The organism is Actinomadura fulvescens (assembly GCF_039533225.1).
GTDB classification, from domain to species: domain Bacteria; phylum Actinomycetota; class Actinomycetes; order Streptosporangiales; family Streptosporangiaceae; genus Spirillospora; species Spirillospora fulvescens.
Window position 1 is genome coordinate 19,569 of the sequence record NZ_BAAATD010000029.1, and the last position, 13,249, is coordinate 32,817.

The following is a 13,249-nucleotide window of genomic DNA, read 5'->3' on the forward strand; positions in this document are numbered from 1 at the left end:
CCTAGCGGACGGTCGAGGGTTGGAGCCAGTTCCTCATCACATCGAGCAGGCGGTCGACGTCGACCGGCTTGGGCACGTAGTCCGACGCGCCGGAGGCCAGGCTCTTCTCACGATCACCCTTCATCACCTTGGCGGTGATCACGATGATCGGCAACTCGGCGAACTGCGGCATCTCCCTGATCGCGGCCGTGGTCGCGTAGCCGTCGAGCCCCGGCATCATCACGTCCATCAGAACGGCCGCGATGTCCGGATTCCGGTGCAGGACGTCGATTCCGGCCTGGCCGTCCTCGGCGTAGAGGACGTCCATCCCGTACCCCTCCAGAACGCTCGTCAGCGCGAAGACGTTGCGGACGTCATCGTCAACGATCAGCACCTTGCGGCCCGACAGGACGGTGTCGAGGAAGTCGGCGGGCGGCTCGTCGAGCAGCCCGGTCAGCGCGGGCTCGGGCTCGCCGCCGGGCGCGGTCTGCGCCGGGTCGTCGATGGGCCGCACCGGCTCGACCTGCGCGGCGGAGACCACCGAGGAGGGCAGGGCGCCGCCGGCCAGGCCGGTACCGGCCGCCCCGGCGGCCGCGATGGCCCCGGCCGCGGTGCCGCTGACGCCGGCGCCCAGCGCGCCTGATCCGGCGGGGCCGGACACCGCCTCGTCCAGCGGCAGGCCGGTCCGGCGCCGGTCGTCCGGCTCGGTGTACTGGGCCGGCAGGTAGAGCGTGAAGACGCTGCCGTGCCCCGGCTCGCTGGCCGCGTGGATCTCACCGCCCAGCAGGCGCGCGATGTTGCGGCTGATCGACAGGCCCAGCCCGGTGCCGCCGTAGCGGCGGCTGGTGGTCCCGTCGGCCTGCTGGAACGCCTCGAAGATGATCTGGAGCTTGTCCTCACTGATCCCGATGCCGGTGTCGATCACCCGGAACGCGATCACGTCGGGCGTGTCCCAGAGCGCGGGCAGGGTGAAGTCGATGTCGCTCGCCCGTTCGATGCGCAGCCGCACCTCGCCGCTCGCGGTGAACTTCACCGCGTTCGACAGCAGGTTGCGCAGGACCTGCTGCAGCCGCTGCTCGTCGGTGTTGAGCGTGGCCGGGACCTCGGCGGACACCTCGACGTCGAAGTTCAGGCCCTTGTCGACCGCCAGCGGCCGGAAGGTGGCCTCGACGTAGTCGACAAGGTTGGAGACCGACAGGCGCTGCGGGTGCAGCTCCATCTTGCCCGCCTCGACCTTGGCCAGATCGAGTATGTCGTTGATCAGCTCCAGCAGGTCGGTGCCGGAGTCGTGGATGGTCTTGGCGAACTCCACCTGCTTGTCGGTGAGGTTGCCGCCGGGGTTCTCCGACAGCAGCTTGGCCAGCACCAGCAGGCTGTTGAGCGGCGTGCGCAGCTCGTGCGACATGTTGGCCAGGAACTCGGACTTGTAGCGGGAGGAGATGGCCAGCTGCTCGGCGCGCTCCTCCAGCGTCCGGCGGGCCTGCTCGATCTGGAAGTTCTGGATCTCGATGGCGCGGTTCTGCTGGGCGAGGAGCGCGGCCTTCTCCTCCAGCTCGGTGTTGGAGTGGCGCAGCTCGCCCTGCTGGCGCTGCAGCTCGTCCGAGCGCTCCTGCAGCTCCTGGGCCAGCCGCTGCGACTCGGCCAGCAGCGCCTCGGTACGGGTGTTGGCGCTGATCGCGTTGAGGGTGACGCCGATCGTCTCGATCAGCTGGTCGAAGAACGCCAGGTGCACGTCGGTGAACCGGCCGAACGAGGCGAGTTCGATCGCGCCCAGCACGGTGTCCTCGAAGAGGATCGGCAGGACGATGATGTTGAGCGGCGCGGCCTCGCCCAGCCCCGAGCCGATCTTGACGTAGCCGGCCGGGGCGTCGTTGATCAGGATGGTCCGCCGTTCGAGCGCGGCCTGGCCCACCAGCCCCTCGCCGAGGGCGAACCGCAACCGGCCCGCGTGGTTCCTGTTCACGCCGTAACCGGCCAGCAGCACCAGTTCGGTGTCGTCGGCGGTCTGCTCGGCCAGGTAGAACGCGCCGTACTGGGCGCTCGCGGTCGGCGTCAGCTCGGTCATGATCAGCTCGGCGACCTGCATCAGGTCGCGGTGGCCCTGCATGAGCCCGCCGATCCGGGCGAGGTTGGTCTTCAGCCAGTCCTGTTCCTCGTTGGCGCGGGTGCTCTCGCGCAGCGTCGCGACCATGAGGTTGACGTTGTCGGTGAGCTCGGCCACCTCGCCGCGGGCCTCGACGGCGATGTTGCGGGTCAGGTCGCCGCGGGCGACCGCGCTGGCCACCTCGCCGATCGCCCGGACCTGGGTGGTCAGGTTGCCGGCCAGCTCGTTGACGCTCTCGGTCAGCCGCTTCCAGGTGCCCGACACGCCCTCGACCTCGGCCTGCCCGCCGAGGCGGCCCTCGCTGCCGACCTCGCGGGCGACGCGGGTGACCTCGGAGGCGAACGAGGAGAGGGTGTCGACCATCGTGTTGAGCGTGGTCTTCAGTTCGAGGATCTCGCCCTGCGCGTCCACGTCGATGCGGCGGGTCAGGTCGCCGTGGGCGACCGCGGTCGCGACCTGCGCGATGTTGCGGACCTGGTAGGTCAGGTTGGACGCCATCCCGTTGACGTTCTCGGTGAGGACCTTCCACATGCCGCCCGCGCCCGGCACGATCGCCTGCCCGCCGAGGCGGCCCTCGGTGCCGACCTCGCGGGCGACGCGGGTGACCTCGTCGGCGAACGCCGACAGCGTGTCGACCATCGTGTTGATGGTGTCCTTGAGCTGGAGGATCTCGCCCTGCGCGTCGACCGTGATCTTCTTGCCCAGGTCGCCCTCCGCGACGGCGGTCGTGACCTGGGCGATGTTGCGGACCTGGTTGGTCAGGTTGTTGGCCATGGAGTTGACGTTGTCGGTGAGGTCCTTCCAGACCCCGCTGACGCCGTGGACCCGGGCCTGGCCGCCGAGGCGGCCCTCGGTGCCGACCTCGCGGGCGACGCGGGTGACCTCGTCGGCGAACGCCGACAGCGTGTCGACCATCGTGTTGACGGTGTCCTTCACCTGAAGGATCTCGCCCTGCGCGTCCACGGTGATCTTCTTGGTCAGATCGCCCTCGGCGACGGCCGTGGTGACCTGGGCGATGTTGCGGACCTGGTAGGTCAGGTTGGACGCCATGCCGTTGACGTTGTTGGTCAGGTCCTTCCAGACCCCGCTGACGCCCGGCACGCGGGCCTGACCACCCAGACGGCCTTCGGTGCCGACCTCGCGGGCGACACGGGTGACCTCGTCGGCGAACGCCGACAGCGTGTCGACCATCGTGTTGACCGTGAGCTTGAGCTGGAGGATCTCGCCCTGCGCGTCCACGGTGATCTTTTTGCCCAGGTCGCCCTCCGCCACGGCCGTGGTGACCTGGGCGATGTTGCGGACCTGGTTGGTCAGGTTGTTGGCCATGGCGTTGACGTTGTCGGTGAGGTCCTTCCAGACCCCGCTGACGCCACGTACGTTGGCCTGCCCGCCCAGCTGACCCTCGGTGCCGACCTCGCGGGCGACGCGGGTCACCTCGTCGGCGAAGCCCGAGAGCTGGTCGACCATGGTGTTGACCGTGAGCTTGAGCTCCTGGAGCTCTCCGTTCGCCTCGACCGTGACCTTGCGGGTCAGGTCGCCCTTGGCGACCGCCGTCGTCACCTCGGCGATGTCGCGCACCTGTGAGGTCAGCCTGCCCGCCATGGCGTTCACCGCCGCGGTCACGTCGCGCCAGCGGCCGGTCGTGCCGCGCACCGGCGCCTGCCCGCCGAGCCGCCCCTCGGTGCCGACCTCGCGGGCGAACTGCGTGACCTCCCAGGTGAACCGGTCGAGCAGCTCCACCATGCCGTTGACCGCCTTGGCCATGCGCAGCAGCTCGCCGCGCATGGGCTTGCCGTGCACCCGCAGCTCCATCCGCTGGTTGAGATCGCCGGCGGCGACCGCCTCCACCACGTAGAACATCTCGGTGGCGAGGTCGGTGAGCTTGTCGAGGCTCGCGTTCGCGTCCTCGACCATCGAGGACCAGGTGCCCTTGAGCCCGCCGGGATAGATCCGCCCCTGGAGGTGCCCTTGGCCGATCTCGCGCCGGACCCGGCCCAGCCCCGTCGACAGGTGCTTGGTGTTGTCGCGGATCTCGGTCAGGGCTTCCAGGGCCCGCGACACGGCACCTTCGCCGGTCGCGTCGATCTCGATGTCGAACCTGCCGTCCCGTACCGCGGTCAGAGCCTTCAGCAGCGGCACGAGATCGGCGTCGCTGTAACGCGGTGTCGTGTCTGCGGACGAGCCCTCGCGGCGAGGGCGAAGCTCGTTACGGGGCATGCTCTTCATCCTCCTGGCCCGCGAATTAGGTGGCAGGGGACCACGGACACCCCTTGAGGCCGACATCTGTACTCTACGTCGCCGAGGTCCGGCGATCCCCCACTGTTCGGCACCGTATCCCTACAGTTCGGGACCCGCTGAGCACGACGACCCCCAAATCGGGGGCTGTAGTCTTCGTGTTACGGTCTGTCGAGTTATGGCGGCGGAACCGCGCCCGCCCGGCCGTGTGCCGGGCACCCCCGCCCCGCGCCAGGGCTCTTCGGCGGAGCCTGGCCGTGCGGTCGATCCGTCTGTCACGATAGCCAGGCCTGGCAATCTCCGGTTCGAGGTGAGGACGACATTGGAACGGCAGACGGTGTCGGCCACCTTCCCGTCCGCCGCGGCCTCGGTGGCGGACGCGCGCCGGTTCGTGCGGCGTGTCCTGGCCGACTGGGGCATGGAAGAGGCCGCCGACGACGCCGTGCTGGCCACCAGCGAGCTCGCGACCAACGCGGTCACCTACGCCGGCACCTCCTTCGAGGTGGCCTGCCGCCTCGCCGACGACCAGATCCAGGTGGAGGTCCGCGACCTTCATCCGACCCGCACGATCGCGATGCCGGGCCTCAGCGCCTCCAGCGGGCGCGGACTGCCGTCCATCGCCCGGCTTGCGGCCTCGTGGGGCGTCACGTACGAGGGCCGCACCAAAGGCGTCTGGTTCCGCCTGCCCCGGCCCGGGATCAACGGCACCCCGGCCGGCGGCGCCAACGGTGCCGCGGTGGCGGACGTGGCGGACGGTGACGGGCCGCGGCTCGATCCGGGCGGCCGGGGCGAGCCGGTGGTCCGCGGGCCAGGCCGTGATCAAGGACATGACGCCGACGCCCACGGCGGCGCCGAGTACAGGGTGGACGGCGTTCGCGCCGAGGGCCGTCCGGGCGCCCCGCGCGGCCACGTGGCCGCCTCTCGCCCTCCCGCCCAGGACACGGCCCAGGACGTCCTCGCCGCCGGTGACCGGGTCCTGCGCTCCCCGGCGGCGCTGGAGACGCTCGACGACGCCGTGACGTCCGTACGGGAGGTGCTCTCGTCGGACGCGTCGGCGGTGCTGCTGACCGAACGCGACGGCCGGCTGGTCCTCGGCGCCTCCTCGGGCCTGCCCGACGAGCTCAAGTTCAGCGATCTGTCGGTGGCCGCGCTGGGCCCGGCGGCCCTCGGCGGCGGCCCCTGGATGTCGGCCGACGCCACCGACCCGGTCGCCGCCGCGCTGCGCGCGCGGTCGATCGCCGCCGCCCCCATCGAGGCGCAGGGCCGCCTGATCGGCCTGATCGTCGCCGTCGGCGCCACCCCGGACCGGTTCGACGAGGGTCACGCCGCCCAGCTGGGCCGCATCGCCGACGAGGTGTCGCTGTCCCTGGAGAAGGCCAGGATCGGCGAGCTGGAACGGTCCTGGCGGGGCTGGCTGAGCTTCGTCGCCGAGGCCAGCGACCTGCTCGCCGGGACGCTCGACCAGGAGCGGACCATGGCGCTCGTCGCCCAGCTCGTGGTCCCGCGCCTGGCGCAGTGGTGCGCCGTCTACACGGTCGGCGACGGCGACGCCGCCCAGCTGGCCTACGTCTGGCATGCCGACGAAAACCGGTCGGACGGCCTCCGCGAGCTCCTGGAGCACGCCGACGTCGTGCCGGCGATGGACGCGCCCGGGCCCTGGCACGGCCTGGTGACCGCGCCGTCCTCCGCGCGGGCCGCGGCCGGCGACACGGCCGGCGACCAGGCGTACGCGTTCCCCCTCGTCGCCCGCGGGCGCCGGATCGGCACCATCGTCATCGGCCGCCCGCAGGGCGACCGGTTCCCGCGCAGCGCGGTCGAGCTCGCCGAGGAGCTGAGCCGCCGCGCCGCCCTCGCCGTCGACAACGCCCGCCTCTACTCCGCCCAGACCGCGATGAGCAGTGCCCTGCAGCGCAGCCTGCTCCCGCCCGGCGTTCCCGACATCCCCGGCCTGGAAGTGGCCGTCGTCTACGAGCCGGCGGGGGAGGGAAGCGAGGTCGGCGGCGACTTCTACGACGTGTTCGAGTGCGCCGGGCAGGTCGGCGGGCCGTTCCCAGGGCAGGGCACCTCACCGCCGTCCGCGTCACGCTGGCGGTTCGCCATCGGCGACGTGTGCGGCACCGGACCGGAGGCCGCGGCCGTCACCGGACTGGCCCGGCACGCCCTGCGGATCCTGGCCGCCGAGGAGATGAGCGTCCCGGACGTGCTCGGCCGCCTCAACCGCCTCATCCTCGGCGAGGGTGAGCGGGGACGGCTCCTTACGCTGCTGCACGGCGAGATCCGGCCGCGCCCGCGGCGCGACGGCGTGACGATCCGGCTGACCAGCGCCGGCCACCCGCCGCCGCTGGTGCTCGATCCCGACGGGACCGTGCGCGAGGTCGCCTCCCCGCAGCCGCTGCTCGGAGTTTTCGATCAAGTGGACTTCCATACCGATACCGTGGACCTGCGGCCCGGACAGGTACTGCTGTGCGTCACCGACGGTGTCACCGAGCGGCGGGCGGGGACCCGGCTGCTCGGCGACGGGCACGGCCTCGAACGGCTGCTCTCGGGGTGCACCGGCCTCAGCGCGGGGGCGGTGGCCGCCCGCATCCAGCGAGCGGTGCGCGACTTCGGGGCCGAGCCGTCGAACGACGACGTTGCCCTGATAGTTCTCCGGGCGTCATGATGAGACCATCGATCGGTAAGGTGGGGTGACGTGGGGCTTGCCTTGCACACGACACGACAGGACGGACGCGCGACGATAGCCGCGCGCGGCTCCATCGACCTGCATTCCTCCGACGAGCTGCGAGCACGGCTGACCGAGCTCGTGGACGCGGGGGAGCGCGAGGTGGTCGTGGACCTCACCGCCGTGGACTTCTGTGACTCCTCGGGCCTCAACGTGCTGGTGCGCGCCTACAAGCACGCGCGCGCCCAGAACGCCACCCTCACCGTCACCGGAGCCTACGGCAGGGTCGAGAACGTGTTGCGCACGACGGGGCTCGACCGGTTTCTCATCGGTGGAGCCGCGACCGACGGATCCCCGGGCCGACAGTGACGGACGACATGACCGAGACCACGCTCCGAGCAGCCCCGCAGACCGAGGCCGTGGAATACGCGCGGCGGCTGGCGGCCCGCACCATGCGGGCCTGGTCGCTGATCGACCGTGAGGAGCTCGTCACGGCCATCGTCGCCGAGCTCGTCGCCAACGCCGTCCGGCACGCCGGGACGGCGCTGGAGCTGCGGCTCCTGCGCGGCTCCGGCCGGGTCCGGGTGGAGGTACGCGACCGCGCCACCCAGATGCCCCGCCTCACCGTCCCCGGCCCGCTGGACGAATCGCACCGCGGCCTGTTCATCGTCGACCGCTTCGCCAGCTCCTGGGGCGCCGAGCCGGTCTCCGGAGGCAAGGTCGTCTGGGCCGAGGTGTCCACCTGAGCGTCGTCCGGGCCGAGGTGCCCACCTGAGCCGGAGCCCCGGCGGACACCCCGCGCCCGCCGCTCAGGCGGTCTTCCGGTAGAGCTCGGCCACCATGAACGCCAGGTCCAGCGACTGGCCGCGGTTGAGACGCGGGTCACAGGCCGTCTCGTACCGCTGGTGCAGGTCGTCCTCGGCGATCTCGTGACCGCCGCCCACGCACTCGGTCACGTCGTCGCCGGTGAACTCGATGTGGATGCCGCCCGGGTGGGTACCGAGCGCCCGGTGCACCTCGAAGAACCCGGCGACCTCGTCGAGCACGTCGTCGAGGCGGCGGGTCTTGTGGCCGCTCGCGGCCTCCCAGGTGTTGCCGTGCATGGGGTCGCACACCCACGCCACCGGCGAGCCGTGCTGGCTCACCTTCTCGATGAGGGGCGGCAGCGCGTCGCGGATCTTGCCCGCGCCCATCCGGGTGACGAACGTGAGGCGGCCGGGCTCGCCGGTGGGGTTCAGCTTGTCCATCAGGGCGAGCGCGTCGTCGGCCGACGTCGCCGGCCCCAGCTTCACGCCGATCGGGTTGCGGATACGGCTCAGGAAGTCCACGTGGGCCCCGTCCAGCTGCCGGGTCCGCTCGCCGATCCACAGGAAGTGCGCCGACACGTCGTACGGCAGGCCGCTGAGGTGGTCGATGCGCGTCAGCGCCCGCTCGTACTCCAGCAGCAGCGCCTCATGGCTGGAGTAGAACTCCACGCCGTGGAACTCGTCGGGGTTGGCGCCGCAGGCCTTCATGAACGTCAGGGCGCGGTCGATCTCCCCGGCCAGCCGGTCGTACCGCCGGCCCGCCGGGCTCTGCGCGACGAAGTCCTGGTTCCAGGCGTGCACCTGCCGCAGGTCGGCGTAGCCGCCCTTGGTGAACGCGCGGCACAGGTTGAGGGTGACCGCGGAGCAGTGGTAGGCCTTCAGCAGCCGCCACGGGTCGTTGCGGCGGGACACGGCGTCGAAGTCGAAGCCGTTGACCGCGTCGCCGCGGTAGGCGGGCAGCTCGACGCCGCCGCGCACCTCCGTCGGCTTGGACCGGGGCTTGGCGAACTGCCCCGCCATCCGGCCGATCTTGACGACCGGCACGCTGGCGGCGTACGTGAGCACGACCGCCATCTGCAGCAACGTCTTGAGCTTGTTCTTCACCGCGTCGGCGGTGGCGCCGTCGAACGTCTCGGCGCAGTCGCCGCCCTGCAGCACGAAGGCCTCCCCCCGCGCGACGGCGGCGAGCTGCTCCTTGAGCTGGTCGCACTCGCCCGCGAAGACGAGCGGCGGCTGCTTGGCCAGCTCGGCGGCGACGGCCGCCAGCTCGGCGGTGTCGTCCCAGTCGGGCTGCTGGAGGGCGGGGAGGGCGCGCCAGGCGTCGAGCTCCCCCGTGATGTCTGTGGCCATGTCGAGTGGTACCTGCGAACTGTCGGTGGTGAGGTGCTGTCGGTGTGGGGCGTCGGGTTGTGATCGCACGGTTAGACGCCCGGCATCGTCCCATGGTTGGGATGTCCGCCGTACGAGCTTTGAGGCTACGCCACCGGCCGTGCCGGACATTAGCCGCAGGGCGTACTCAGAGCGAACGGCGGCCCCTCGGGAGGGGCCGCCGTTCAGCGTCGGTGCCGGGGGAGCGCGCGGGCGGAAGCGGTGCGGACGGTCAGGCCGCCTTCGAACCGGCGGTCGCGCGGACCGGGGTACGGAGCGGCTCGCCGGCGTCGACCGGAGCCGCCGGGGCGCCGGTCAGGGCTCGGCGGGCAGGGTCGGCCTCGGCCGCGAGCTGGCGGAGCCTGCGCAGCGACCGGTCGGTGATCTGCCGCACCCGGTTGTGGCTCAGTCCGTAATGCGCGCCGATCTGGGCGTACGAGAGCGGCTGGCCGTTGTCCATGCCGAACCGGGCGCGCACGATGGCCGCCTCGCGTTCCGGCAGGCGCTCCAGCAGCCTGGCCAGGCCCTCCAGATCGTCCAGGGCGAGAACCTCGGCCTCGGGCGTGACCGCGTCGGGGTCCTCCAGCAGGTCGCCCATGGGGGTCTCGCCGGCGTCGTCGATGGTCGCGTCCAGGCTGGCCGGGTCACGCCGCCAGCGCAGCAGCTCGTCGACGTGCTCGGGCTCGGCGCCCACGGCCCCGGCGAGCTCCTCGCGGGTCGGCTCCCTGCCCAGGTCACGGCTCAGCTGGCGCTCGGCGCGCCGCAGCCGGGACAGCTCCTCCTCGACGTGGACGGGCAGCCGGATGGTCCGGGCGGTGTGGCTGAGGCCCCGCCCGATGGCCTGCCGGATCCACCAGGTCGCGTACGTCGAGAACTTGAACCCGCGGCGGTAGTCGAACTTCTCCACCGCGCGCATGAGGCCGAGGTTGCCCTCCTGGATGAGGTCGATGAGGGGCAAAGAATCAGTGGGGTATTTGCGGGCGATGGAGACGACGAGACGCAGGTTGGCCTCGACGAAGCGCTGCTTGGCGCGCAGCCCGGCCTCGACGAGCTCCTGCAGCTCCTCGCCTGACACACCGTCGGGCAGCGTGCCCTCTTCGAGCAGCTGCTCGGCGTACAGGCCCCCTTCGATCGCCTTGGCCAGATCGACCTCCTCCACCGCGTCCAGCAGCGGTGTACGGCCGATCCGGTCGAGGTAAGCCCCCACGAGGTCCTTATCGGGGGCGTCGACCCTGTCGCCCTTGGTACGGGTTGCAGCCATCCTGACCCTTCTCCGATGCGATCTCCCTAGCAGGAGAACGCTCATTACAGCTCCGTGATTCCCGGGTGGGGAATACTGCGAAGCTGTTCACCGCTCTACCGTCCTGATACCCAGACCAAGGAGAGACCGACATGGCCACGGTCACATTGACCGCTGAGAACTTCGATGAGGTGGCGCAGGGCGACGGGATCGTCCTGGTCGACTTCTGGGCGGCGTGGTGCGGGCCGTGCCGCAGGTTCGCCCCGGTGTTCGAGAAGTCCGCTGAGAAGCACGGGGACATCACGTTCGCCAAGGTCGACACCGAGGCCCAGCCGGAGCTCTCCGAGCGGTTCGGCATCGCCTCCATCCCGACGCTGATGGCGATCCGCGACGGCGTGATCGTGTTCGCCGAGCCGGGCGCGCTGCCCGAGCAGGTGCTCGAGAACGTCATCGAGCAGGTCCGCGGGCTGGACATGGACGACGTCCGCGCCCGCCTCGGCTCCTGAACCTCCGCACGGGTGGTCGATGATGGACCGGTGCTGTCCGACATCGTCGAATTCCTGGCGTGCCCGCTGTGCGGAGCCGATCTCGCTCTGACGGAGCGGACGTTGCGCTGCCCGTCACGGCACTCGTTCGACATCGCCAGGCAGGGATACGCGAGCCTGCTGCCCGGCGACGCGCACACCGGTACGGCCGACACGGCCGAGATGGTGCGCGCCCGCGACTCGTTCCTCGGCGCCGGGCACTTCGCCCCTGCGGCCGACCTCCTCGCGCGGCGGGTGAGCGACGTCCGCGGACGGTGCGTGCTCGACGCCGGTGCCGGGACCGGCTACTACCTCGGTGCCGTCCTGGACCGGCTCCCCGACGCGGTGGGGCTGGCCCTCGACCTTTCCAAGTACGCGGCACGGCGGGCGGCCCGCGCGCATGCGCGCGCCGGTGCCGCCGTCGCCGATCTCTGGCGGCCGTTGCCCGTACGGAGCGGCAGTGTCGACGCCGTGATCAACGTCTTCGCGCCGCGCAACGCGCCGGAGTTCCACCGGGTGCTGCGTCCGGCGGGCGTTCTGCACGTCGTCGCGCCCACGACCCGGCACCTGGGCTCGCTGGTGGAGCCGCTCGGGCTGCTGTCGGTGGACGAGGAGAAGACCGAGCGGATGGAGTCGGCCCTGGGCGGGCACTTCGAGGCGACATCACGGGAACAGCTCGAAACCGAGGTCTCCTTGGACCGCGGCGACGTGCTGACGCTCGTGGGGATGGGCCCCAGCGCGCACCACATTCCGGCGGGCGAACTGGCGGAACGGGTGGAGAAGCTACCCGACCCGGTCCGGGTCACCCTGTCGTTCGCGTTCACGGCCTTCCGCCCGCTCCGGCAGGGCGGTTGAGGCGAGTTCGAGGACGACCTGCGGGAAGTCGCCGTGCTGGACGAGGTCCTGGACGCCGGGAACGTCCACCACCTCGTACATGAACGAGGCCGACACCGAACGGCTCGCCCCGGACAGCAGGACGCGCTGAAGAGCCTGGCCCGCCCGTAGCCATTCGGCGGGCGAGTCACCCTGGGTGGTGAGGACGGCCTTGCACAGGCCGTCACCGGACGCCGGAAGCGTGTGCAACGTCGCGCCTTCGAGCCGGGCGGCCTCAGCGAGCTCGTTGAGGACCGAGAGCGGAGGAGCACCTCCCGAGGGTCGTCGCCGCGCCGGGAAGGGCCGCAACGTGGCGGCGAAGAGAAGACGTTCCGAACGGGTGACCCGGTGACGACGCGCGGCCAGCCGCACCGCCGCCAGCAGCGTGGGGCACCCGGAGTCGGGAAGCAGCCGGACGACCGCCTCATGGCCCAGCTGTGCGGCCGCGAGCCGCAGATTGACCAGCGCCGCTCCGCAACTGAGGTGCAGACCGCGACCGGCCGGATCATGCATCGGCCGGAACCTGGCCGGATCGGCCCGTACCTCGATGAGACCGGGGGCCACCGTGAACCGCCAGGCGTGCACGTCGTGAATGGTGGGGCCCATGGTCGCGGCGACCACACGTCGTTCCGCCGAAGCGTTCAACGGTTCCCCTTCCGGACGGCGTCACCAGGGCGTCCCGAGGCGCGGCTGAGCGAACCGTACCGCAGGGGGAAGTGGCGAACGTAGTGCGTGACCTGCGAAGTTTCAGGGCCACCGACTGCGTTTGTCATCAGTCCCGGCAGAAGTGGCGCCGGTGGTCCGGAGACGGGGCCGAGCGTTGATTTGACGCTCTCCGCGGGTCCGCTTAATCTCGTCCCTGCCCCGAGGGGATGCGGGACGCCGACAGGCGGACGGTCTCAGGGGAGACCAGATCGAAAAAACCGGTTCGAGCCTCGCTCGGTCTGCGGTACGATGGTCTGGTCAGCCCGGAACGGGATGCAGGACGCCGCAAGGTGGCCGGCCCGGTGGGCACTCCCACGAGCCGAAGTCCCAGGTCTCGAACCTGGGTGCATCAGCACGTGGGCACCGCGTCACTCTCTACTCGTCGAAACGATCTTCGCTGATCGACTTGACAGCAGAGAATGACAAGGTAAGTTAGAAGGGTTGCCCCGGAGTCGGGTGCCGCGGGAGCGGTGGTCTGGCGCGGTGGGTGTCCGTTTCTTGAGAACTCAACAGCGTGTTAAAAGCCAGTGCCTTTATAGGCCAGCGCACTTTTGTGTGTCTGGTCTCCCCGTGGCCGCGACCCTTTGGGGTTGTGGTTGGGGATTTCTTTGAGGCAAAGCGGCCCCTTTGGGGGGTTGCATTGCTGGGATTTGCTCTGAGGTTTGGCAGCTTCGGCTCTGTTTGGGGTTGGGGTTGTCGTGTGGCCTTGATGGAGAGTTTGATCCTGGCTCAGGACGAACGCTGGCGGCGTGC

The 13,249-nt window shown here is 70.8% G+C and carries 9 protein-coding genes; 5 read left to right on the forward strand and 4 right to left on the reverse strand.

What is annotated here, in order from left to right; genetic code table 11:
• Position 1: 1 nt before the first annotated feature.
• The gene (locus ABD333_RS46645; RefSeq protein ID WP_425546972.1) at positions 2-4,309 is read right to left on the reverse strand and encodes a HAMP domain-containing protein; all 4,308 of its coding nucleotides are present in this window, start codon (positions 4,307-4,309) and stop codon (positions 2-4) included.
• 331 nt (positions 4,310-4,640) lie between these two features.
• Here ABD333_RS46645 and ABD333_RS46650 point away from each other — a divergent pair, with 331 nt between their 5' ends.
• Genes ABD333_RS46650 through ABD333_RS46660 form a run of 3 tightly spaced genes read left to right on the forward strand, consistent with a single transcriptional unit; the run spans position 4,641 to position 7,726 of the window.
• Positions 4,641-6,980: a SpoIIE family protein phosphatase gene (locus tag ABD333_RS46650; RefSeq protein ID WP_344549374.1), complete on the forward strand. Its 2,340-nt coding sequence runs from the start codon at positions 4,641-4,643 to the stop codon at positions 6,978-6,980.
• Positions 6,981-7,010: 30 nt separating this feature from the next.
• Positions 7,011-7,349: an STAS domain-containing protein gene (locus tag ABD333_RS46655; protein ID WP_344549375.1), complete on the forward strand. Its 339-nt coding sequence runs from the start codon at positions 7,011-7,013 to the stop codon at positions 7,347-7,349.
• An 8-nt stretch (positions 7,350-7,357) separates the two neighbouring features.
• Positions 7,358-7,726, forward strand: a complete 369-nt coding sequence (locus tag ABD333_RS46660; protein ID WP_225993381.1) for an ATP-binding protein — start codon at positions 7,358-7,360, stop codon at positions 7,724-7,726.
• 63 nt (positions 7,727-7,789) lie between these two features.
• Here the strand turns inward: ABD333_RS46660 and ABD333_RS46665 are convergent, their stop codons facing one another.
• Together ABD333_RS46665 and ABD333_RS46670 are read right to left on the reverse strand one after the other, a co-directional pair.
• The gene (locus tag ABD333_RS46665) at positions 7,790-9,136 is read right to left on the reverse strand and encodes a class II 3-deoxy-7-phosphoheptulonate synthase (protein WP_344549376.1); all 1,347 of its coding nucleotides are present in this window, start codon (positions 9,134-9,136) and stop codon (positions 7,790-7,792) included.
• A gap of 250 nt (positions 9,137-9,386) precedes the next feature.
• Positions 9,387-10,415 (reverse strand): sigma-70 family RNA polymerase sigma factor, encoded by a 1,029-nt coding sequence (locus tag ABD333_RS46670; protein WP_344549377.1) that lies wholly within the window; start codon positions 10,413-10,415, stop codon positions 9,387-9,389.
• 131 nt (positions 10,416-10,546) lie between these two features.
• On the opposite strand from ABD333_RS46670, the gene trxA reads away from it, so the two are divergent.
• Together trxA and ABD333_RS46680 are read left to right on the forward strand one after the other, a co-directional pair.
• Entirely contained in the window at positions 10,547-10,900 is a 354-nt protein-coding gene (gene trxA, locus ABD333_RS46675; protein ID WP_344549378.1) for a thioredoxin, read from the forward strand.
• 30 nt (positions 10,901-10,930) lie between these two features.
• Positions 10,931-11,773, forward strand: a complete 843-nt coding sequence (locus tag ABD333_RS46680) for a putative RNA methyltransferase (RefSeq protein WP_344549379.1) — start codon at positions 10,931-10,933, stop codon at positions 11,771-11,773.
• Here the strand turns inward: ABD333_RS46680 and ABD333_RS46685 are convergent.
• Positions 11,702-12,436: a hypothetical protein gene (locus ABD333_RS46685; protein WP_344549380.1), complete on the reverse strand. Its 735-nt coding sequence runs from the start codon at positions 12,434-12,436 to the stop codon at positions 11,702-11,704. The two genes, ABD333_RS46680 and ABD333_RS46685, sit on opposite strands and share 72 nt — an antisense overlap.
• Positions 12,437-13,249: the final 813 nt, after the last annotated feature.

What these genes read in the sequence shown, in the direction of transcription:
- ABD333_RS46645 (WP_425546972.1), bottom strand. Translation starts at nt 4,309, where the DNA reads ATGAAGAGCATGCCCCGTAACGAGCTTCGCCCTCGCCGCGAGGGCTCG.
- ABD333_RS46660 (WP_225993381.1), top strand. Translation starts at nt 7,358, where the DNA reads ATGACCGAGACCACGCTCCGAGCAGCCCCGCAGACCGAGGCCGTGGAA.
- ABD333_RS46665 (WP_344549376.1), bottom strand. Translation starts at nt 9,136, where the DNA reads ATGGCCACAGACATCACGGGGGAGCTCGACGCCTGGCGCGCCCTCCCC.
- ABD333_RS46670 (WP_344549377.1), bottom strand. Translation starts at nt 10,415, where the DNA reads ATGGCTGCAACCCGTACCAAGGGCGACAGGGTCGACGCCCCCGATAAG.
- trxA (WP_344549378.1), top strand. Translation starts at nt 10,547, where the DNA reads ATGGCCACGGTCACATTGACCGCTGAGAACTTCGATGAGGTGGCGCAG.